We start from the raw sequence: 21,508 nt of genomic DNA, 5'->3' as shown, positions 1-21,508 counted from the left end.
GGGCGCGGCCCGGGCGACTGAGAACGAGGAGGACACGTGCGCAGGACGGTGCTCGTCGCACACCCGTCGGCCGACCTCTACGGCTCGGACCTGCAGCTGGTGGAGAGCGTGAGCGGGCTGACCGCCGCCGGCTGGGAGGTCGTCGTGGCGCTCCCCGGCGAGGGCCCGCTGCGCGCCCGGCTCGAGGCCGCCGGGGCCACGGTGGAGCTTCTCCCCGTGCCGGTGCTGCGCAAGTCGCTGCTGCGCCCGGCGGGGCTGCTCGGCCTGGTGGTCGACACCAGCCGCGCGCTGCCGGTGATGGTCCGGCGGCTGCGCGCCCTGGACCCCGCCGTCGTCTACGTCAACACCGTCACCGTGCCGCTGTGGCTGGTCGCGGCCCGGCTCGCCGGACGGCCGGCCCTCTGCCACGTGCACGAGGCCGAGGACGACGCCCCCCGCCTGGTCGGCGTCCTGCTCAACGCCCCGCTGCTGCTGGCCCGCACGGTGGTGGTCAACAGCAACGCCGCCGCGGCCACGCTGCTGCGTGCGGTGCCCGCCCTGCGGCGCCGCACCGAGGTGGTGCACAACGGCGTCGCCGGGCCGCCGGAGCCGCTGCCCCCGCTCGCGGCCCCGACCGGGCCGCGCCGCGTCGTGCTGGTGGGCCGGCTCGCCCCGCGCAAGGGCACCGACGTCGCCCTCGAGGCGGCCGCGCTGCTGCGCGCGCAGGGCCGGGACGTCGTCCTGCAGCTGTGCGGCACGGTCTTCCCCGGCTACGAGTGGTTCGAGCAGCAGCTGCGCGACCGCGCGGCCCGGCCCGACCTCGCCGGCGCCGTCGAGTTCGCCGGCTACACCTCGCCCACCTGGCCGGCCCTCGCGCAGGCCGACGTCGTGCTGGTGCCCTCGCGGGCCGAGCCGTTCGGCAACACCGCGGTGGAGGCCCAGCTGGCCGGCCGGCCGGTCGTCGTCTCGGCGGTGCAGGGGCTCCGGGAGATCGTCACCGACGGGGAGACCGGCCTGCTGGTCACCCCCGGCGACCCCGCCGACCTCGCCCGGGCGGTCGGCACGGTGCTCGACGACGCCGGGCTCGCCGGGTCGCTGGCCACTGCCGGCCGGGGGTCGGCGCTGCGCCGGTTCAGCCGGCAGCGCTATCAGGACACGGTGACCGCCGTCGTCGAGCGCACCGCCCGCTGACCGGTCCCCGGGGCGACCCGGGTGACCGGGGCGGTCAGGCCGGGACGGGTGCGGCGGTGGTGCCGGCGGCGGCCGGGACCGACAGCAGCGGCACCAGCACCAGGCGGCGGACCGCGACGGCGGCCAGCAGCGGGCCGAGGGCCAGCGCGGCGGGCGCCCAGCCGACGCCCCCGGGCACGAGCAGCACGAGCGCGAGCACCGCGACCAGCGACAGGAGCTCCAGCGACCGCAGGGCGAGCACCCGGCGCTGCCTGCGGTGCACCGAGGCCAGGCCCGAGTAGGGCAGCAGCACCGCCGAGGCGAGGGCGTAGGCCGTCCACCCCACGACGGCCCCCACCGGCACGGGGTAGTCCCCGCCGGTGAGCGCGGGGCCCAGCCACGGCAGCACGAGCACCGCGGCGCCGCCGAGCGCGGCGACCGCCAGCGCGAGGGCGGCGGCGGCCCGGTCGGCGTACCGCAGCCCGGCGGCGGGGCCGGCGGCCTGCAGCGAGACGAAGTGCGGCAGCAGCCAGGAACCGAGTCCGGCGACCAGCACCAGGGTCGGGGCCGTGTAGACGCGGGCGGCCTCCAGCGGCCCGTACGCGGCCGCGCCCGCCAGCGCGACCACCAGCAGCCGCAGCACGGTCAGCAGCGCCGGCCGGATCGCCTGCGCCGCGGCCCGCCAGACGCCGAAGGCGGCCACCACCCGCAGCGCGGGCCGGCGCCACGGGCCGCGGGGACGCTCGTGCGCGGGCAGGAGCGGCCAGGCCACCAGCGCGGCACCGGCCTGGCCGACGAGCAGGGCCAGCAGGAAGTCGGTGAGGTCGAGCGCGCCGGACAGCCGGAGCAGGCCCAGGGTGCCCAGGGCCAGCAGCAGGCTCGTGCCGTCGACGGCCGGCAGCGACCAGAAGCGGCCGGTGGCCATCAGCAGCCGGCGCAGCGCGTCCTCGGCGACGAAGGCGGCCGTGGCCAGGCCCAGCACCGGTCCGGCCCAGGGCGGCACCACGCCGGTCAGCACCCCGAGCAGGGCACCGCCCACGCCGGCGGCGCCGCACACCCAGGTGGCGCCGACGAGCAGGCCGGCGCGGGTGCGCGGCTCGTGCCGGTCCAGGACGGTGAGCGAGTCGCCGACCAGCCCGCTGCAGACGGCGGTGGCCAGCACGATGACGCCGTACAGCAGGGCGAAGGTGGCCAGCCCGCCGGCGCCGAGCGAGCGGGCGGCGGCCACCTGCAGGGCCAGCCCGGCCAGCGCCTGGGTGCCCTGCGCGGTCAGCGCACCGGTGGCCGGGCGGCGCAGCACGCGCAGCAGACCCGTCACCGGCCCATCGTGACAGCGCGACGGCCCGGCCCCGCCGCAGCGGGACCGGGCCTCACCCGCCAGGGGTGGTCGCGCGGGTGCGGTCAGGCGAGGGGCCGCACGGTGAGCTCGCCGAACCGCACCGTGGCCGGTCCGGTCGCGGAGCCGGAGAGGTAGCCGAGCAGGCCGACCGAGCCGGGCGCCTGCAGCGAGGCGGTGGTGTCGGTGCGCGTCAGGGTGGGGGTCGTGGGCTCCGGGGAGCCCGCCGGCCAGACGGTGACCGCGAGGTCGGTCGTGCCGGTGCCCCGGACGGTGAACCGGACGTTGAGCTCCTGGCCGCTGGTGTAGCGGTCGGCCAGGACGACGTTGCTGCCCAGCAGCGTCTCGGTGCCGGTCCCGGACAGCCGGGTCACCGCGACACCGGTGCTCCCGTCGGCCAGCAGCCGCACCCGGGCCCGGTACTCCTGGTTCGCGGCCACGCGGCGGCCCACCAGGTAGACGGAGGTGCCCGCCCCGCTCGGGGTCTCCGTGGAGGAGAAGCTGGTCCGCACGTCGGCGTCGGTGCGGCGGACCGCGTCCAGCACCGAGCCCGTGTTGGTGCCCGGGGTCAGGGCGAACACGGCCCGGCCCGGGGTCACCGACTGCCGGGTCGCCCCGGCCGTGGCGGTCCAGGCGCCGCCGAGGTCGGCGGTGCCCAGCCCGCCGGTGGCCGTGCGGTTGAAGGCGTCCGAGGCGACGGCGGCCGGGGCGCCCGGCGGGGTCGGCTCCGGCGCCGGGGCCGGTGCGGCCGGGGCGGTCACCGTCACCTGGCGGACGACGCTGGCGGTGGCGCCGTCGTCGTCGGTCACGGTCAGCGTCACCGGGTACGTGCCGGCCGCGGCGTAGGTGTGCGTGGCCGTGGCCCCGGTGCCGGTCGCGCCGTCCCCGAAGGCCCAGGACCAGGCGGTCACCGTGCCGTCGGTGTCGGTGGAGGAGCTGCCGTCGAGCGTGGCGGCGAGGTCCGCCGTCGAGGCCGTGGCCACCGCCGTCGGCTTCGCGTTGACCGGGGCCGGGGCCGGGGCCGGCGCCGGGGCCGGGGCCGGGGTGGCGCCGGCCGGCGCGGCGGTGAGCGTGCCCACGGAGACCGTGACCGGGGCGGTGGCGCTGCCGGCCAGGTAGCCGCTGACGCCGATCGAGCCGGGGGCCTGCAGGGACGCCGTGGTGCTGGTGCGGGTCAGCGTCGGCGTGGCCGGCTGGGCCGTGCCGGCCGGCCACACCGTGGCCGACAGCGTGGTCGGGCCGGTGCCGGTGACCTGCACGGCGACCTGCAGCGGCGTGCCGGCCGTGTACGTCAGCCCCGGGACGGTGACCTCGGCCCCGACCAGGGACTCCGTGGCCGTGCCCGCCAGCTCGGTGAACGCCACCCGGACGCTGCCGTCGGCCAGGAAGCGCAGGCGGGCCCGCTGCTCCTGGTTGGCGCCCACCCGCCGGCCGGTGACGTACACCGAGGCCCCCGTCCCGGTCGGCCGGGCCGACAGGGTCAGCGTGGTGCGCAGGTCGACGCTGGTCTGCGACACCGCGCCCAGGTACGAGCCGGTGTTGGTGCCGGCGGCCAGCGCCAGCGCCGCGGCACCGGGCTTCACCGACTGGCGGGTCGCGCCGGCCGAGGCCGTCCACGCGCCGCCCCGGTCGGCGGTGCCCAGGCCACCGGTGACGGTGCGGCCGAAGGCGTCGGAGGCCAGCACGGCGGAGTTGATCGTCAGCGAGGTGCGGGTGGTGCCGGTCGCGCCGTCGTCGTCGGTCACCGTGAGGGTGACCGCGTAGGTGCCGTCCGCCGCGTACTCGTGGGTGGTCCGGGCACCGGTGCCCGTGGTGCCGTCGCCGAAGTCCCAGGTGTGGCGGGCGACCTGACCGTCGGTGTCGGTGGACCCGGTGGCGTCGAAGGTGCCGGTGCGGCCGGCGGCCGCTGCGGTCGCCACCGCGGTCGGCGCGACGTTCGGCGGCGGCGCGGTCACCGTGACCGACGTCCGCTGGACCGCCGTGGCGCCCTTGTCGTCGGTGACGGTCAGGGTGACCGCGTAGGTGCCCGCGGCCTGGTAGGCGTGGCTGGTCGTGCGCCCGGTGCCGGTCGTCCCGTCACCGAAGGTCCACGCCCAGGAGGCGATGGTGCCGTCCGGGTCGCTGGAGGCCGACCCGTCCAGCGACGCCGTCAGGTCGGTCACCGACGAGGTGGACGACGCGGTCGGGGGCAGGTTGGTGACCGTGCCGGTGGTGCCGGCCCGGTGGTGGCCGGCGACCTGGGCGGCGGTCAGCGCCGTCGGGTAGACGGCGACCTCGTCGATCTTCCCGGCGAACCAGGGGGAACCGGACCAGCTGGAGTCCCCGCCGATGCGCCAGTAGCCGTAGTTGGGCTCGGCGGTCGTGGCGTCGGCGCGGGAGGCGACCAGCGCGCCGTCGACGTAGAGCTGCTGGCCGGCCGCACCGAGGGTGGCCACGACGTGGTGCCACCGGCCGTCGTTGTAGGCCCGGGGGCTGGTGACCGAGTCCGTCGCCCCGGTGTAGGTGCCGAAGAGCAGCCGTCCGGTGGCGTCCATGTAGACGTGCCGGTCGTAGTTGCCGCTGGTCCCGGTGGTCGAGGTGCCCCAGCCGATGATCTTGCCGCCGTTCCTCGTGGTCGTGTTGACCCACGCCTCGAGGCTGAACGTCTGCGGCCCGTAGGCCTTGGTGGTGGTGGCCGCGAAGCCGGTGGCGGTGCCGCTGAAGGACGCCGCCGTGTCGGTGTCCTGGGCCACCGCGCCGGCCTGCCGCAGGCTCACGCCCGCGTTGAGGGTCAGGTCGTTGGCGCCGGCGCGGTCGCGGGCGACCGTCCCGCTGGACTCCCCGAGCGACCAGGCGCCGCTGGCGCCGTCGGCGCGCACCAGGGAGGTGTAGCTGCGGGCCGGCGTGCTGCCCGCGGCCACGGTGACCGACGCCGTGGGGCCGGTGTTCCGGTTGCCGGAGGGGTCGACCACGCCGACCCGGTAGGTGTGCGCACCGGCGGTCAGGCCGGTGTCGTGGAAGGCCAGCAGGTCGGTGCTCCACCACTGCGAGGGCGAGGTGACCTCGTACACCGGGGTCGTCCCGCCGTCCCGGTACACCCGGTAGGTCAGGGACTGGTTGTCCTGGTCGGTGCTCTCGGTCCAGCTCACCCGGGCGGTGCCCGGGCTCGTGGACGTCACGGTGGGGGTCAGGCCCTTGCCGGTCGGCCCCATCTTCTCCGGGGCGGTGCCGGGGACGGCGAAGCGCACGAGGCCGCGCTGCTCGACGCCGTTGACCCGCGGGAACTCACCGCCGTAGACGACGTAGCGGCCGTTGCCGGTCACCGACCAGCCGGCCTGCTTCTGCCCGGTGACCTCACCGGCGGCGAAGCTGGGGTCCCAGATCTGCGCGGCGGGCGCGGGCGTGCCGACGAGGGCGGTGTTGCCGCGCACGTCGGCGTACCTGCGGTTGGTGCCGGTGGCGGCGACCGAGAGCGCCGAGGCGAACCGGAACACCTGCGGGGACTGCTCCGGGGCGCCGCCGTAGTTCGCCGCGGCGTGCGTGTGCGACGCCAGGTACACGGCCCCGCCGGCGGCGAAGCCGCTGTAGGTGTCGCCGCGGCTGTCGGCGACCCAGCGCACCGTGCCGGTGACCGCGTCGGCGGCGAAGGCGCCCTCGAGGTTGCCGGGGCCGTAGTAGTCGTACCCGGTGCCGTAGACGTTGGTGCCGTCGGTGGACAGGCTGTACACCGCGGAGTTGATGCCCTGGTTGGTGATCAGCTGGTTGATCGCGAAGGGCCGGGTGGCGCCGGTGACCGCGTCCAGGGCCCCGACGCCGGTGGCGTCGACACCGTTGAGGGTGTCGAAGCGCCCGGCGGCCACCACCTGGCGGCCGCCACCGGTGACGACCAGGGACATGACGTCGCTGCTGGTGCGGGCGTTGGCGGCGGTGTCGAGCGTGCCCGTGGGGTTGCCCTTGGCGTCGAAGACGGGCAGCCGGTTGCCCTTAGTGTCACCCACGCCGGGCACCGGGGCCCACGGCAGCAGGGCGCCGTTGCTCGCGCTGACCGCGGCGAGCCGGCTGCGGCTGGTCGAGCCGACGGCGTTGATCCCGCCGCCGAGGTAGACGGTGGTGTTCGTGGCGGCGATGGCCCGGACCTGGCCGCTGACGCTCGGCTTGAAGTCCGGCAGCAGCGCACCGGTGGAGGTGCTGTAGGCCGCGACCCGGTTGCGGACCTGGCCGTTGGCCCGGGTGAAGTCACCGCCCACGTAGACCCGCGAGCCGTCGGGCGAGGCGGTCACCACGAGCGCCGTGCCGTTGAGGTCGGGCGCGAAGGAGGTGATCAGCGCACCGGTGCGGACGTCGTAGGCGAGCATGTTGTTGCGCACCGTCTGCTGGGTGCCGGGCGCGGCACCGGCCGGGCGGGCGAAGCCGAACCTGCCGGCGACGTAGACGGTGTCGCCCACGACGACCTGCGACCAGGCGACGCCGTCGATCTGCACGGTGGGCAGCGCGTCGGCGGTGACCGTCTGCGGGGTCGCGGGGTCCGTCGCGTCCAGCGGACCGGAGTCCGCGCGCGCCGTGCCGGCCAGCAGCGTCAGGGAGCCGGCGAGCAGCAGCGGGCTCAGCAGGCCCGCAACGACCCGTCGGGTCGTGCTCGCTGTCGGTGACCTCATGCGGTGTTCTCCCTGGTTCTGGGCGGACGGCCGGCCGACGTGGCGGGCTCGACGGGTACTGAGAGTGACGATGTCAGGGAAAGCGGCGGCCGCCCATCCCCGGATCAGGTGGTGGTGACGCCGGGTGGCCACCGATCGGGTGAGGCCGGTGACGCACCGAGGTGGACGGTGGTCGGCGTGACCGCGAGGGCCCGGACCCGGCTCTGCAGCGCGGGCTCCCAGCTGGTCACCAGGGTGCCGCTGGCGGTGTCGTGGGCGGCCACCCGCTCGCGGGTCTGGCCGTCGGCGGTGGTGAGGTCCCCGGCCACGGTGAGCCCCGCGACCAGACCCGCCAGGGCCCTCGTGCGCACCGGCACCGGCGACCCGCTCATGTCGTCGTCCCACCCTCGTCGTGCTCCAGGTCCGGCCGCCTCACCGGGCGTCGGACTCGCTCGGTGACGATCACACGGTGTAGCGGGCCTGACACCCCCCGGACGGGGTGACCTGGTCCTGGAGGACCCAGCTGGGTGACAGTCACGTCACCGTCCGTGTCACCCGTCCGTGCGGTGGCGTGGCGGTCCCGACGCGGGGACCGGGCGCCCCCGGGAACGCCGGGAGGGGCCGACCGCGGTGTGCGGTCGGCCCCTCCGGGCGGTGCGACGGGTGCCGTCCGGGCGGGTGCCCGGACGACCGGTCAGCCCACCGGGCCGGTGAACTGCAGCAGCGGGGCGCCGGCCTCGTAGCCGACCTCGACGGTGACGGCGGAGCGCGCGTCGACCGGGACGCTGAAGACGTAGACGCCCGTCGCGGACGCACCGGGTGCGACGGTGCCGGTGAACGGCGCCTGCGACGGGTCCTCCACCGGGGAGGCCGGCGTGCGGTCGGGCCCGAGGTAGAGGTTGGTGGCCACCCCGCCCAGCGACACCGGCTCCGCGGTGCCGTTGGTGACCTGCACGGTCACCCGCAGCGCCGGGCCGGCGATGTTGCCCGGTCCGTTCGCCGAGGCGTCGATCGACTCGATCCGCGGCAACGCGGCCACGACGCCGTTGCCCACCGTCGCGGGTGCGTCCAGCGGCACGGCCGGCAGCTCGGGCGGCCCCTCGTCGGCGTCGGACGTCGGGCCGGTGGGCGTCGGCGTCTGCGGGGAGGGCGGCGGGGCCTCGCTCGTCGGCGCCGCGGACCCCGCCGCCGGTGCGCTGCTCGTGGCCGCCGTCCCGGTCGGGGTGGCGTCGGCGCCCGCGGCCGACGGCGCGCTGCCGCCACCGCCGAGGGTCACCGCGGCGACGACCGCGGCGACCAGGGCCGTCGCGGCGGCGGCCAGCGCCAGCCGGCGCCGGCCCGGGCGCCCGGTGACCGGGTCGGGCCCGGCCGGCTGCGGCGTGGTGGAGGGAGTGCTCATCGAGGCAACCTGCCCATCTCTCGGAACCAGCTGAGGGCGGCCAGCGCCAGGTAACCGGCCGTCAGGACGGCCAGCCCGGCGTAGACCGACAGGAACACCACCGGCGCGCCCAGGAGCACGAAGACCCAGCACAGCAGGCCGTAGTCGGTGGGCAGGACGACGAGGGAGCGCAGCACGCTGGGTCGGCCCGCGGTCCGCTGGGCGCGGGTCGGGGCACCGTGCTGGGCCCGCAGCGCCTCGTTGAGCATGGTGCCGAAGAACAGCACGGCGGCCACGACGCAGAACGCCAGCGGCACCAGCAGCACCGGCCCGCGCTCCACCGGCTCGAAGCGGTACAGCCCGACCAGCAGTGCCAGGTGCAGGCTGGAGGTCTTGAGCGCGTCGACCATGTGGTCCAGCCACTCACCGGCGGGCGAACCGCCGCCGCGGAGCCGGGCGAGCTGGCCGTCGGCGGAGTCCAGCGCGTAGCCCACGGCGAGGCAGCCGGCCACGGCCAGGCCCAGCCACCAGGACGGCGCGACCAGGGCGAGCAGCGCGATGCCGGTGAACGTGCACAGCGCGCTGATGCCGGTGACGGCGTTGGGGGTCAGCCCCGCGTGGAACGCCAGCGCGGCCAGCAGCCGGCCGGCACGACGGTTGACGAACCGGCTGTACGCCGGCGCCCCGGCCGCGCCCTTCTGCGCGGTGGACAGCCGGCCGAGGGTGTCCCGGAGGGTCTCCCCCGGCGCCACCCGGCGCGGTGCCGGCCGCACCTCGGGAGCCGGTGGGCTCAGCAGCGTCCCGCTCACGACCGGGCCGCCCGCGGGGCGGCGTCCTCGACGGACGCAGCCGGCGCCGGCGCGCCGTCGGCGGAGGCGGTGAGGTGACGACGGCGCGCGTCGACCGCACCGGCCTGGCGCGCCACGGGCACGAGGGCGCCGACGGTGGTCTGCCCGGCCCGGGTGGCCGGCTCCGGCTGGGCGGCCGGGCCGAGGCGCAGCCGCACCCCGCGGGGGCGGGTGCGCGGGAAGTCGCGGGCGGCCAGCCGGCGGCACAGCTGGGCGTAGCCCTCGGCCACGTGGTCCCAGTCGTAGCGGGCCGACAGCAGCCGGGCGCGCTTGCCGTCCTTGCGGGTGCGGGCCGGATCGGCCTCGGCGGCGGTGACCGCCACCGCGACGTCCTCGGCCGTGGAGAAGTAGCGGCCGCTGGTCTCCAGCACCTCGCGGTTGAAGGAGACGTCGTAGGCGATGGTGGCCGCGCCGGCGCCGATGGCCCGCAGCAGCGAGGGGTTGGTGCCGCCCACCGAGTGCCCGTGCAGGTAGGTGGCGCAGTGGGCGTAGAGCTGGTCGAGCAGCTCCTGGTCCCACACGCCGCCGAGGAACTGCACCCGGTCGTCGGCCAGCGAGTGCACCCGGCGGGTGTGGTCGTCGGCGTAGGGAGCCGAGCCGACGACGACCAGCGGCAGCTGCGCGTCGCTGCGCCGGTACCCGTCGACAATGACGTCGACGTGGTTCTCCGGCTCGAACCGGGCGACCACGAGGTGGAAACCACGCTCGGTGAGCCCCGCCTCGGCCAGCTTCTCACTCCGGGCGGCGTCGATCTTGGGCGCGCCGTAGGCGATCAGCTCGGTGGGCGCGGCGAACTCGTCGCGGTAGTAGTCGGCGATCCCGCGGGCGTCGGCGATGAGCGCGTCGGACCAGCGGACCGACAGCGCCTCGACGATGCGGTAGTAGCGCTTGCCGATGCCGCCCCACTTCGCGCGCTTCCACTCCAGGCCGTCGACGTGGGTCGCGACCGGGATGCGGGCGGCGCGCACCAGCGGCAGCCACGGGGCGTTGGCGGCGTTGAAGACGATCGCGGCGTCGACCCGGTGGGTGAGCAGGTGGAGCACCGACAGCCCGGTGTGGCTCAGCGTCTCCAGCGACCGGCGGCGCAGGGCCGGCAGGTGCACCAGGCGCATGCCCAGGTGCTCGGCCGGTCGCGAGGCGTCGGCGGTGGTGCGGCAGTAGACGACGACCTCGTGCCCGGCGTCGGCCAGCCGACGGCCGACCTCCTCCACGGCGGTCTCGAAGCCGCCGTAGCGGGCCGGGACGCCGCGCGTCCCGACCAGGGCGATGCGAAGCGCTCCCGACCTCCTGCGTGGCATGGCCTCTGGCTCCGTTCCTACGGGTTCAGCGGGTGCCTCGTCCTCGAGACGCCCGGTCACCGGCCGACGGCTCGGTGGTGGGCCCAGCCGTGCCGGCCGGCCCGGGAGAACCATCCCCCGCACACGCGAGGGCGTCGCCGTTCGCTGTCAACTGGTCACCCAGAGGGAGGAAGCCACCCGGTCGTGGACCGGGTGGCTTCCGCTCGGGCAGGGCGCCGTCGCGCCCGGTGGCTCAGTAGGCGCCGGAGGCGCGGACCACCGCGCGGGCGGTCTTCCACAGGATTTGCAGGTCCAGGGCCAGCGACCAGTTCTCCACGTACCGCAGGTCCAGCCGCACGGCCTCCTCCCACGGCAGGTCGCTGCGGCCGGAGATCTGCCACAGCCCGGTCAGCCCCGGGGTGACCAGCAGCCGGCGGCTCACCTCGCTGTCGTAGCGGGCGACCTCGGCGGGCAGCGGCGGCCGCGGGCCGACCAGCGACATGGTGCCGCGCAGGACGTTGACCAGCTGGGGCAGCTCGTCGAGGGAGAAGCGGCGCATGTGCCGGCCCAGCGGGGTGACCCGCGGGTCGTGCCTGATCTTGAACAGCAGGCCGTCGGCGTCGTTGCCGTCGGAGAGACCGGCGACCTGGGAGTGGGCGCCGTCGACCATGCTGCGGAACTTCAGCATGGTGAAGTGCCGGCCGCCCAGGCCGACCCGCTCCTGGCGGTAGAGCACGGGGCCGGGGCTGGTGAGGCGCACGGCCAGCGCGAGCCCGGCGAAGACCGGGGCGAGGGCCAGCAGCGCGACCAGCGCGACCGAACGGTCCAGCGCGCCCTTGACCACCCGGCGCCAGCCGGTGAAGCGGGGCTGCTCGACCGAGAGCAGCGGCAGCCCGTCGAAGGGCCGGATGTGCAGCCGGGGGCCGGCCACCTCCACCAGGCCGGGGGCGACCAGCAGCTCCAGGCCGGTGCCCTCCAGCTGCCAGGACAGGGTGCGCAGGTACTGGGCGGCGGTCTCGCTGGCCGAGGTGACCGCGATGGTGTCGGCCTGCACGCGGCGCGCGAGGTCCAGCACGTCGTCCAGGCCGGCGACGGGCAGCCCGGCGGCCCGGGCGACGCGGGAACGGTCGTCGGGGGTGACGCAGGCGGCGACGACCTGCAGCCCGGCGTGCTGGGTGCGCTGGAGCCGGTCGACCAGCTCGAGCACGGCGCCGCCGCGCCCGACGACCACCACGCGCTTCACACCGCGGCCCTGAGCGCGCTGGTGGTGGAGCACCCGGCGGGCGGCGTACCGCTCGAGCAGGGTGACCAGGGCCAGGGTGGGGACGGCGCCGACCACCAGGGCGCGGCTGAGGTCGAGCTCGGCGGCGTAGCTGAGGAAGCCCAGGCCGGCCAGCAGCAGCAGGCCGGCGCGGGAGACCCGGTGGAACTCGTCGGAGCCGATGCCGAAGGACCGCTCCTCGTAGGCGCCGGTGACGGCGAGCAGGGTCGGCCAGGCGACCACGAGGGACAGGCTGGCCCAGAGCAGCCCGCCGGTCGGGGCGACGTCGTCGGCCCGGGCGGACAGCACGGCCGCGGCGGCCACGGCGGCGAGCGTGGCCTCGACGGCGATCAGCCGGCGGCGGTGCCGGGCCGCCCAGCGGCGCGGGGTGTCGGTCCGGGCGCCGGTGAGCGTGGGCAGCGGCGTCCGGACGGCGGCGCGCAGCAGGCCGGGGACCGGGCGGGCCAGCGCGCTCGTCGGCTCTGCACGTTCCAGCAGCATGGTTCCCCCGGGGACTCTCGTCACGCGTTGTCATCGACGTCGCCGGCGTCCACCCGGCGGGTGGCCGTGCAGGCCATCCGCCGGTGCCATTGGCGACACTGAGTGACGATCACAGGAGGTGACGATCCGGGGCAATCGGCCCCGCGCCGGTTCACCCGCTGGGGCGGGGCGTCCACCCGTCCGGGCGAGGACGGCGACCGGGGGTGGTCAGCTGCGGGGGTGCACGCTGTTCTGGGCGGCCTCGAGACCGCGTTCGAGGAGCAGCTCGGTGGCGTCGGCGGCCTCGCTGATCAGCAGGTCGAGGGTCTTGCGCTCGGTGGCGGAGAAGTCGCGGAGCACGAAGTCGGCGGGGTCCTGCCGGCCGGGCGGGCGGCCGATGCCGACCCGCACGCGCAGGTAGTCCTTCGTGCCGGTGGAGCGGGAGATCGACCGCAGGCCGTTGTGCCCGCCCTCTCCCCCACCGCGCTTGAGCCGCACGGCCTCGAAGGCGATGTCGAGCTCGTCGTGGACGACGACGAGGTCGGCCGCGGGCAGGTGGTGGTAGTCCAGCAGCCCGCGCACGGGGCCACCGGACTCGTTCATGTAGGTCAGCGGCACGGCCAGCACGACGCGGCGGCCGGCCAGCCGCCCCTCACCGGACAGCGCCCGGGAGCGCGCGCCCTTGCCCGCGGACAGCTTGACCCCGGCTCGCCGGGCGAGCTCGGCGAGCACCATCGCACCGACGTTGTGCCGGTTGCCGGCGTACTCGGGTCCGGGGTTGCCCAGCCCGACGACGAGGAACGGGCCCTCGGAGGGTGCCGGGGCCGGGGCGGGTGACGCCGCGGGGGCGCCGGCAGTGCCGGCGCCCCCGCGGGTCGTGCTCTCGCTCAGTGCAGGACTCAGCTGTCGGCGGAGTTCGAGGCGGCGTCCATCGACTCGCCGCTGCCGGCGTCGGACGGCTCCGGCACGACGTCGCCGTCGGCGTCGGACTCGTCGCGCTCGATGCCGGCCTCGGCCTCGGCCTCGGCGAGCTCCTCCTCCAGCTGCGCGGCGGTCGGCGCACCGAGGAAGCCGATGACCAGGGCCTCGGGGTCGGTGACCAGCGTCGCGCCGGCGGGCAGCACCAGGTCGCCGGCGGTGATGCCGTTGCCGGCGGTGCGGCCGGTGATGTCGACCTCGATCGGGCCGGGCAGCTGGGTCGCGTCGGCCTCGAGGGAGACGGTGTTCAGCTGGTGGTTGCTGATCGTGTCCGGGGCGGCGTCGCCGACGATGATCACCGGGACGTCGACGACGGTCTTCTCACCGCGGCGGACCAGCAGCAGGTCGACGTGCTTGTGCTCGCGGCTGATCGGGTCGCGCTGGACGGCCTTGGTCAGCGCCAGGTGCTCGGTGCCGTCGAGGGTGACGGTCAGCAGCACGTTGGTGCCACCGTTGCGCAGCGCCGCGGCGAACTCGCGGGCGGGCAGCGTCAGGTGGACGACGTCCTGACCGTGGCCGTACAGGACGGCGGGGACGCGGCCGGCGCGGCGGTCGCGGCGGGCGCTGCCCTTGCCGAACTCGGTGCGGGACTGGGCGGCGAGGCGGAAGTCGGCCACGGGGTGTGCTCCTCAACAGTGGATCGGGTCTGCGCACCCAGCGCACGACCGCGACGACCCCTGGAGGCCACACGCACGTCGATCACGGAGCAGGCCGGAGCCACTCCCTCGCCGGGCAACAGGAACCAGGCTACACGGGCCCAGCCAGCGGACCTGACGCCCCCGAAGGCCGCGCACCAGCTGATCGAGGCCCAGGACCCCGACCCACCGCGGCGACGGCCCGGTGCTGACGCGACCGATGGAGGGACGCGGACCGCCGTCCCGGAGGGACGCCTGCGGGACCGGTCGCGGGGCCGGAGGCTCCCGACCGGGACCGCAGCCGGTCCGGCTGCACCGGCACGGGGCCCGGAGGGTCCCTGCCGGTGCAGCACCAACGGCTCAGCGCGGATCGGGCACGGCTCGTGGCCGCGGTGTGATCCGGAGGATCACGATGAGCTCAGCATGGCTCCTGCCCGCGGTGCGGCCCGGAGGGTCGCGAGTTAACTGGCCCCGTCGAACAGACTCGTCACCGAACCGTCCTCGAAGACCTGCGTGATGGCGCTGGCGAGCAGGGGTGCGATGGACAGCACCGTGAGCTTGTCGAAGCGGCGCTCGGGCTCGATGGGCAGCGTGTTGGTGACGATGACCGCGCTGACCCGACTGTTCTTGAGCCGGTCGACCGCCGGCCCGGAGAGCACGCCGTGGGTGGCGGCGATGATCACGTCGGCGGCACCGGAGTCGAACAGGGTCTCGGCGGCCTTGCTGATGGTGCCGCCGGTGTCGATCATGTCGTCGACCAGGATGCAGACCCGGCCCTCGACCTCACCGACGACGCGGTTGGCGACGACCTCGTTGGGCCGGGTCATGTCGCGGGTCTTGTGGATGAAGGCCAGCGGGGTGCCGCCGAGCTTGTCGCTCCACCGCTCGGACACCCGCACCCGGCCGGAGTCGGGCGAGACGACGGTGAGGTCGCGGTCGCCCCACCGGCGCTTGACCTCGTCGACGAGGAGGTCCATGGCGAAGAGGTGGTCGACGGGGCCGTCGAAGAAGCCCTGGATCTGCGCGGTGTGCAGGTCGACGGCCATGAGGCGGTCGGCGCCGGCGGTCTTGAACATGTCGGCGACCAGGCGGGCGGAGATGGGCTCGCGGCCGCGGTGCTTCTTGTCCTGCCGGGCGTAGGGGAAGAACGGCGCGACGACGGTGATGCGCTTGGCCGAGGCGCGCTTGAGCGCGTCGACCATGATCAGCTGCTCCATGAGCCAGGTGTTGATCGGCGCGGTGTGGCTCTGCACGACGAAGGCGTCGCAGCCGCGCACCGACTCCTCGAACCGCACGAACAGCTCGCCGTTGGCGAACTCGTAGGAGGCGGTCGGGGTGGGGGTCACCCCCAGGTGGCCGGCGATCTCCGTGGTGAGTTCGGGGAACGCCCGTCCGGAGAAGAGCATCAGGCTCTTGTTGGTCGTCTGCCTGATCACGCTCATGGCTGCCCCTGCTGGTCGTCGTCCGAGGTCCGGGCCGGGTGCGGGCCGGAGGGCTCTGGTGGAGTGTCGGTCGCGGGGGCGGATGCCGCACCAGCAGCCGCTGCTGCGGCCTGCGCTGAGGGGCTCCCCGGACGCCGTCGTCCCACCCAGCCTGCCACATTGCGCTGCTTGCCCCGGGCGACGGCCATGGCCCCCGGCGGGACGTCGGAGGTGATGACCGACCCGGCGGCGGTGTAGGCGCCGTCGCCGATGGTGAGCGGGGCCACGAGCATGGTGTCCGAGCCGATCCGGACGTGGTCGCCGACGGTGGTCGAGTGCTTGGCCACGCCGTCGTAGTTGACGAACACGGTGGCGGCACCGACGTTGCTGCCCGCGCCGATGGTGGCGTCACCGACGTAGGACAGGTGCGGGACCTTGGAGCCCTCGCCGACGGTGACGTTCTTGGTCTCCACGAAGGCGCCGACCTTGGCGCCGCGGGCCAGCCGGGTGCCGGCGCGCAGGTAGCTGAACGGGCCGACGGTGGCCGACGGGCCGACGTCGGCCTGCTGGCACTGCGACCGCAGCACGGTGGCGCCCTCCCCCACCCGGGTGTCGACGAGGGTGCTGTCGGGGCCGACCTCGGCGCCGGTGCCGACCGAGGTGGTGCCCAGCAGCTGGGTGCCGGGGTGCAGCACGGCCTCGGCGGCGACCTCGGCGGTGACGTCGACCCAGGTGGTCTGCGGGTCGACCACGACGACGCCGGCGCGCATGAGGTCGTCGAGCACCCGGTCGTTGAGGGTGCGGCGGCGGGCGGCGAGCTCGCGCTGGTCGTTGCAGCCGAGGGTGTCCTCGGCGTCGGCGGCGGTGTGCCCCCCGACGCGCTCGCCGTCGGCGACGAGCAGCCCGAGGACGTCGGTGAGGTACTGCTCGCCCTGGTCGTTGGCGGCGCCGACCCGGCGCAGCGCCTCCCGGACGGCGCGGGCGTCACCGACGTAGACGCCGGCGTTGACCTCGGTGATCGCGCGCTGGGCGGCGTCGGCGTCCCGCTCCTCGACGATCGCGGTGACCGCGCCGGCGTCGTCCCGGACGATCCGGCCGAGACCGGTGGGGTCGTCGACCCGGGCGGTGAGCACGGTGAGCAGGTTGCCCGCGTCGGTGTGCGCCCGGACGAGGTCGGCGAGGGTGGCGGCGCGCAGCAGCGGGGCGTCGCCGTTGACGATGAGCACGGCGCCGGCGAGCTCGGGCAGCGCGTCGAGGGCGACCGCGGCGGCGTGCCCGGAGCCCAGCTGCTGCTCCTGCAGCGCGGGGACGGCGGCGGGCGCGACCTCGGCCAGGTGCGCCTCGACCGCCTCCCGGCCGGAGCCGACCACGACCACGATCCGGGCGGCGCCCAGCGGTGCGGCGGCGGCGAGCACGTGGCCGAGCATGGAGCGGCCCCCGAGCCGGTGCAGCACCTTGGGGGTGCGCGAGCGCATCCGGGTGCCCTGGCCGGCGGCGAGCACGACGACCGCGCCCACCTGCCCTGTTGTCGTGGTCGGCTGCTGCTGGCTCACCTGGCTCCTCGGGACGGGCGGGGGACGGCGTCCGGCGGTGCAGGGCTGGTGCGCCCGGCGCCGTCCACGCGCGTCCGCGGACTGGCTGGGGGACTCGGACTCGAACCGAGACTGCACGGCTCCAAAGGCCGGCGGGCTGCCGATTACCCCATCCCCCACCACCGCCGGCGTGGACCGGCGGTGCAGCGTCGAGCGTAGTTGACCGACCCGCTCTCCCCCCCGACCCTCGCGGGTCCGGGCGGGACTCCGGCCCCCTCGGAGGGGCCCGCCGTGAGCGGAGCGAGTGGTGGGGGCGAGGGGGGCCTCCCTCAGCCCACCAGGCGGGCGCCGGGCACCGGGCCGTGCACCGCGCGCACGGCGCGGAAGGTCCCGGCGCCGGCCAGGTCGGCGGCCAGCCGGGCGGCGCCGTCCTCGTCCTCGGCCAGCGCGGCCACGGTCGGCCCGGACCCGCTGACCAGGGCCGCGGCGGCGCCGGCCTCGGTGGCCGCACGCAGCGCGCGGCGGAGCTCGGGACGCAGCCGCACGGCCGGTGCCTGCAGGTCGTTGGTCAGCGCCGCGGCCAGCGCAGCCACCGGGCCGCTGCGCAGCGCGGCGAGCACCGGCTCGGTCGAGGCGGCGACGGCGCCGTCGGGGATCTCCCCGGCCGCGCGCAGGGCGTCCAGCTCGCCGTAGACCGTCGGGGTGGACAGCCCCTCCCCCGCGATGCCCAGCACCCAGTCCCAGCGCCGGCGGGCCAGCACCGGCGAGAGCTGCTCACCACGGCCGGTGCCGAGCGCGACCCCGCCGAGCAGGCTGAACGGGACGTCGCTGCCGAGCTGGGCGGCCAGCGCGGCCAGGTCGCCGCGGGTGGCGTGGGTGCCCCACAGCGCGTCGAGGGCGACGAGGGTGGCCGCGGCGTCGGCGCTGCCCCCGGCCAGCCCGGCGGCGGCCGGGATCGACTTGTCGACGACCAGGTGCGCGTCGGCGGACACCCCGGCGTGCCGGGCGAGCAGCTCGGCGGCCTTCCAGACGAGGTTGCGGGAGTCGCTGGGCACGACGGCCGGCCCGGCGCCGTCAGCCGTGCCCTCACCGCGGACCTCCAGCGACAGGCCCGTCGACCGGCGCACGGTGACGGTGTCGAAGAGCGAGACGGCCAGGAACACCGTCTGCAGCTCGTGGAAGCCGTCGGCGCGCAGCGGGCCCACCCCGAGGTGGACGTTGACCTTGGCCGGCGCCCGGGCCACCACGGAGCCGTCACCGGCGATCCGGCCGGGGCCACCGGCCGTCGTGTTGCTCATCCCCTCAGCCTGCCACCGCGCCCGAGGGGTCGGTGCCGACCTCGGGGGTGGCGGCCAGCCGGGCGAAGTCGGTGACCGACAGCTGCTCACCGCGGGTCGTGGGGTCGATGCCGGCGGCCCGCAACCGGGTCTCGGCCGCCGCGGGGCTGCCGGCCCAGCGGGCGAGGGCGGCGCGCAGGCCCTTGCGCCGGGTGGCGAAGGCGGCGTCGACCGCGGCGAAGGTAGCCGCCCGGTCACCGGGGGGCGCGGGCCGCCGGGTGAGCGCGACCAGCCCGGAGTCGACGTTGGGCACCGGCCAGAACACCGGGCGCGGGACGTTGCCGGCCCGGCGGACGTCGGCGTACCAGGCGGCCTTGACGCTGGGCACGCCGTAGGACGCCGTCCCGGGGGCGGCGGCGAGCCGGTCGGCCACCTCGGCCTGCACCAGCACGAGGGCGCTGGTCAGCGAGGGCAGCAGCTCCAGCAGGTGCAGCAGCACCGGCACCGCGATGTTGTAGGGCAGGTTGGCCACCAGCGCGGTGGGCGGGGGGCCCGGCACCTCGGTCACGCGCAGGGCGTCGGCGGTGACCACGGTGAGCCGCTCGGCCCACTGCGGCGTCCGCTCGGCGACGGTGCGCGGGAGCTGCTCGGCCAGCCGCGGGTCGATCTCCACGGCGGTGACGTGCGCGCAGGCGCCGAGCAGGCCCAGGGTCAGCGACCCCAGGCCCGGGCCGACCTCCAGGACGACGTCGTCCGGGCTGAGGTCGGCGGTGCGGACGATGCGGCGGATGGTGTTGGCGTCGTGCAGGAAGTTCTGCCCGAGCTGCTTGGTCGGACGCAGGTCGAGCTGCTGGGCGAGGTCGCGGATGGCGGCCGGGCCCAGCAGCCCGTCGGACTGCTCCGGGGTGGCGCTCAGGTCCGCACCCGCGGACCGGTGGAGAGGTCCGCCATCAGTCGAACAGGTGGCTGCCGCAGCCCCACTGGCCGGCCCCACTGCGGGCGTAGAGCATCTGCGCGCGCATCGTCTGCTCCTCGACCGAGGCGGCGGCGGGGTCGCCGCTGCCACCCACGCCGGCCCAGGTGGCCCGGGAGAACTGGTACATGCCGCGGTAGGTGCCGCTGGCGCTGACCGCGTTGGGGCGGCCGCCGGACTCGCACCGGGCCAGCGCGGCCCAGTTCAGGCCGTCGGCGGTGGCCGGGGCGCCGGCCGCGACTGCAGCGGGCGCCGGCTCGGGCTCGGGCTTGGTGCCGACGGAGACCTGCTGCTCGACCGGCTTCTCGGTCACCGCGGAGGAGACCTGCTCGCGGCCGGTCTCGACGCCGTCGGTGACGGTGACCCGCCAGGTGGTGGTGCGGGCGCCCTCGACGCCCTCCTGCGTGACGGTGCGCTCGCCCTCGAGGGCCTCGGCGTCCTCGGTCTCGACGGTCTCGTAGTCGATCGTCTCGACCTCGGTGACCTCCTCGACCTGCACGCGGGTGACCCGCAGGACCATCCCGCCCAGCAGCGGCTGGGCCGGGTAGAGGGAGGTGCGGTCGGTGGCCGACAGCGCGATGCCCTGCTCGGCGAGGAGGTCGCCGGCCGTGGCGGCGGTGGTGGTGACCACGCGCTCGTGGCCGTCGGCGACCAGCCGCACGTCCTTGCTGGTGGTGATGGCCAGGTCCATGCCGTCCAGCGGCAGACGCTCGCTGCGGTCGGCCGACAGCTGCAGCTGGTCGGTGCGGTAGCCGAGCTGGTCGAGCGCGTCGTCCACCGACAGCGCGGTGGTGACGACCTCGCTGCGCACGCCGTCGACGGTGAGCGTCAGCGGGCGGGCGCGGTTGACCACGATCGTGTCGCCGTCGTTGACGTCGGTGCCCAGGGCGGGCAGCACGACGTCGTGCGCGGCGGGGGTGAGCCCCTCGTCGGCGAGCACCTCAGCGGCCGTGCCGGCGTAGGTGGTCACCAGGCGGGACTGGCCGTCGACGGTGAGGGTCAACGACTTCTCGGCCGCGAAGTAGGCGGCGACGCCCGCCACGAGGCCCAGGAGGACCACCGCGAACAGGCAGGACTTCAACGATCGGCGCACAACACATCCAGGTCAGCAGGACCCGGGCAGGGGAACCGGGCCGCAGGCGGAGGGCACCACCGTCAGGCGGCTCCCAGGAGCAGGCGAACCCGTCGTCGTCGCGATCAGGGGGTCACCCCGGCCGTGCACGACCACCTGGGTGTTCCCCACCCCGGCTGTCGGTCACGACACGATAACGAACGAACTCGCTGACACAACCGTGCTGAGTCAGGACACCAGCAGGTCGACAAGTCGTTCCGCAGGCACGCCGACACGGGACGTGACAGTGGACGGCGTGTTGGCGGGTCGTCCAGCGACGGGCACGGTGGGCAAGCCCACAGGGTCCGGCCCGTGCACCGACGGTCGGGCCGGCGCCGCGGCGGTCAGGCCAGCGCGGCGGCGCCCTGGCGCAGCGGCCGCAGCCAGGTGAGCAGGTAGCCGGCCACGGCCAGGCCGGCGGCGAGCGCGCCGAACCCGCCGGCAACCAGCGCCACCGGCAGCAGGCCGGCGCCGTCGCGCACCTCGTCGCCGAGGTCGACCCCGGCGACGAGCAGCAGGACCCCCAGCGGGACCAGCGCCAGCACGCTGGCCCCGGCCACGACCAGGTGCGCGGTCCAGGTGCGCTGCGCCTCGTCGACGGGCAGGTCGGCACCCTCGGCCGGCAGCGGCCGGAACAGCACCCGGGCCAGCGCCAGCTCGGCCAGCAGCCAGCCGAGGGCGGCGGTGACCACGAGCGCGGTGAGCGCGGCGTCGGACAGGTGGCCGGAGGACCCCAGCAGCACGGCGGTCACCAGCTCCCCCGCCACGGCCGCCCGCATGCTCCACAGCAGCACCAGCGACACCTGCTCCCCGCGGGCGGGACGGCGGGCGGGGCGGGCGACCGCCCAGCGCGGTCGCGGCCGGGTGACCTCGGCCAGCAGCACCCCGGCCAGCAGCCCGGCGGCCAGCGCGGGCAGCCACAGGAACACCGACGCCTCGGCGAACAGCACGACGCTGGCCACGATGCCGGCCACCCCGAGCAGCCAGCCCAGCTGCCGCACCCGGCGGCCGTGCACGGCCTGCCGGGACAGCTCGGCGGAGCCGGCCGGGGACAGCTCGACGAAGCCGACCGCCGCAGCGGCCACCGCCCGGCGGCCGGCAGCCAGCGACCAGGCCCGGGCCAGCGCGGCGGCCGGGACCAGCAGGGCGATGAAGAGGACGAACGCGATCAGGCGGCCCACGTGGTCAGTGTCCCCCTGTCGGGCCGGTCGTGGCCGTCCCCGGGCGCGTCGCGCACCC

At 76.2% G+C, this 21,508-nt stretch carries 16 protein-coding genes and 1 tRNA gene; 1 reads left to right on the top strand and 16 read right to left on the bottom strand.

All coding sequences use genetic code 11. The annotated features are described in order from the left end of the window. Positions 1–36: 36 nt before the first annotated feature. Positions 37–1,170: a glycosyltransferase family 4 protein gene (locus tag O2W14_RS15370; RefSeq protein WP_269176975.1), complete on the top strand. Its 1,134-nt coding sequence runs from the start codon at positions 37–39 to the stop codon at positions 1,168–1,170. A gap of 34 nt (positions 1,171–1,204) precedes the next feature. Here the strand turns inward: O2W14_RS15370 and O2W14_RS15365 are convergent, their stop codons facing one another. From O2W14_RS15365 to O2W14_RS15290, 16 genes are all read right to left on the bottom strand, one after another. After that, on the bottom strand, positions 1,205–2,467 hold the full coding sequence (locus O2W14_RS15365; RefSeq protein WP_269176974.1) for a hypothetical protein: 1,263 nt from the start codon (positions 2,465–2,467) through the stop codon (positions 1,205–1,207). Between the two features lie 83 nt (positions 2,468–2,550). Next, entirely contained in the window at positions 2,551–7,119 is a 4,569-nt protein-coding gene (locus O2W14_RS15360) for a PKD domain-containing protein (protein ID WP_269176973.1), read from the bottom strand. Positions 7,120–7,223: 104 nt separating this feature from the next. Next, positions 7,224–7,490, bottom strand: coding sequence for a hypothetical protein (locus tag O2W14_RS15355; protein WP_269176972.1), 267 nt, complete (start codon positions 7,488–7,490; stop codon positions 7,224–7,226). Between the two features lie 302 nt (positions 7,491–7,792). Next, a complete protein-coding gene (locus O2W14_RS15350) occupies positions 7,793–8,497 on the bottom strand; it encodes a hypothetical protein (RefSeq protein ID WP_269176971.1) in 705 nt (234 codons plus the stop codon). Beyond that, entirely contained in the window at positions 8,494–9,285 is a 792-nt protein-coding gene (locus O2W14_RS15345; protein ID WP_269176970.1) for a CDP-alcohol phosphatidyltransferase family protein, read from the bottom strand. Before O2W14_RS15345 ends, O2W14_RS15350 begins: the two co-directional genes overlap by 4 nt. After that, entirely contained in the window at positions 9,282–10,622 is a 1,341-nt protein-coding gene (locus tag O2W14_RS15340; RefSeq protein WP_269176969.1) for a DUF1972 domain-containing protein, read from the bottom strand. The genes O2W14_RS15345 and O2W14_RS15340 overlap by 4 nt, the downstream gene beginning before the upstream one ends. A 232-nt stretch (positions 10,623–10,854) precedes the next feature. Next, positions 10,855–12,363 carry a sugar transferase gene (locus tag O2W14_RS15335; RefSeq protein ID WP_269176968.1) on the bottom strand — a complete coding sequence of 503 codons (1,509 nt, stop codon included), beginning with the start codon at positions 12,361–12,363 and terminating at the stop codon, positions 10,855–10,857. A 207-nt stretch (positions 12,364–12,570) separates the two neighbouring features. Further along, complete coding sequence (pth, locus tag O2W14_RS15330; RefSeq protein ID WP_269176986.1) at positions 12,571–13,128, bottom strand: aminoacyl-tRNA hydrolase; 558 nt, start codon at positions 13,126–13,128, stop codon at positions 12,571–12,573. A gap of 113 nt (positions 13,129–13,241) precedes the next feature. Next, positions 13,242–13,937, bottom strand: coding sequence for a 50S ribosomal protein L25/general stress protein Ctc (locus tag O2W14_RS15325; protein ID WP_269176967.1), 696 nt, complete (start codon positions 13,935–13,937; stop codon positions 13,242–13,244). 479 nt (positions 13,938–14,416) lie between these two features. Continuing rightward, a complete protein-coding gene (locus O2W14_RS15320; protein ID WP_269176966.1) occupies positions 14,417–15,397 on the bottom strand; it encodes a ribose-phosphate diphosphokinase in 981 nt (326 codons plus the stop codon). After that, the gene (gene glmU / locus O2W14_RS15315) at positions 15,394–16,929 is read right to left on the bottom strand and encodes a bifunctional UDP-N-acetylglucosamine diphosphorylase/glucosamine-1-phosphate N-acetyltransferase GlmU (RefSeq protein ID WP_269176965.1); all 1,536 of its coding nucleotides are present in this window, start codon (positions 16,927–16,929) and stop codon (positions 15,394–15,396) included. The genes O2W14_RS15320 and glmU overlap by 4 nt, the downstream gene beginning before the upstream one ends. An 82-nt stretch (positions 16,930–17,011) precedes the next feature. Continuing rightward, positions 17,012–17,087: transfer RNA gene (locus O2W14_RS15310), tRNA-Gln, on the bottom strand. A gap of 150 nt (positions 17,088–17,237) precedes the next feature. Next, positions 17,238–18,206, bottom strand: coding sequence for a 4-(cytidine 5'-diphospho)-2-C-methyl-D-erythritol kinase (locus tag O2W14_RS15305; RefSeq protein WP_269176964.1), 969 nt, complete (start codon positions 18,204–18,206; stop codon positions 17,238–17,240). A 4-nt stretch (positions 18,207–18,210) separates the two neighbouring features. Beyond that, positions 18,211–19,179, bottom strand: coding sequence for a 16S rRNA (adenine(1518)-N(6)/adenine(1519)-N(6))-dimethyltransferase RsmA (gene rsmA, locus O2W14_RS15300; protein ID WP_269176963.1), 969 nt, complete (start codon positions 19,177–19,179; stop codon positions 18,211–18,213). Continuing rightward, positions 19,136–20,251 (bottom strand): resuscitation-promoting factor, encoded by a 1,116-nt coding sequence (locus O2W14_RS15295; RefSeq protein ID WP_269176962.1) that lies wholly within the window; start codon positions 20,249–20,251, stop codon positions 19,136–19,138. Before O2W14_RS15295 ends, rsmA begins: the two co-directional genes overlap by 44 nt. A gap of 362 nt (positions 20,252–20,613) precedes the next feature. Beyond that, positions 20,614–21,450: a hypothetical protein gene (locus O2W14_RS15290; RefSeq protein WP_269176961.1), complete on the bottom strand. Its 837-nt coding sequence runs from the start codon at positions 21,448–21,450 to the stop codon at positions 20,614–20,616. Positions 21,451–21,508: the final 58 nt, after the last annotated feature.

This window comes from Modestobacter sp. VKM Ac-2986, assembly GCF_026967795.1.
Taxonomy (GTDB): Bacteria; Actinomycetota; Actinomycetes; order Mycobacteriales; family Geodermatophilaceae; genus Modestobacter.
This window is presented reverse-complemented; position numbering and strand designations above follow the sequence as displayed.

Bases quoted from the DNA above. Each gene is read 5' to 3' on its own strand.
- O2W14_RS15360 (WP_269176973.1), bottom strand. From the start codon at position 7,119: ATGAGGTCACCGACAGCGAGCACGACCCGACGGGTCGTTGCGGGCCTG.
- O2W14_RS15355 (WP_269176972.1), bottom strand. From the start codon at position 7,490: ATGAGCGGGTCGCCGGTGCCGGTGCGCACGAGGGCCCTGGCGGGTCTG.
- O2W14_RS15350 (WP_269176971.1), bottom strand. From the start codon at position 8,497: ATGAGCACTCCCTCCACCACGCCGCAGCCGGCCGGGCCCGACCCGGTC.
- O2W14_RS15340 (WP_269176969.1), bottom strand. From the start codon at position 10,622: ATGCCACGCAGGAGGTCGGGAGCGCTTCGCATCGCCCTGGTCGGGACG.
- O2W14_RS15335 (WP_269176968.1), bottom strand. From the start codon at position 12,363: ATGCTGCTGGAACGTGCAGAGCCGACGAGCGCGCTGGCCCGCCCGGTC.
- O2W14_RS15320 (WP_269176966.1), bottom strand. From the start codon at position 15,397: ATGAGCGTGATCAGGCAGACGACCAACAAGAGCCTGATGCTCTTCTCC.
- O2W14_RS15305 (WP_269176964.1), bottom strand. From the start codon at position 18,206: ATGAGCAACACGACGGCCGGTGGCCCCGGCCGGATCGCCGGTGACGGC.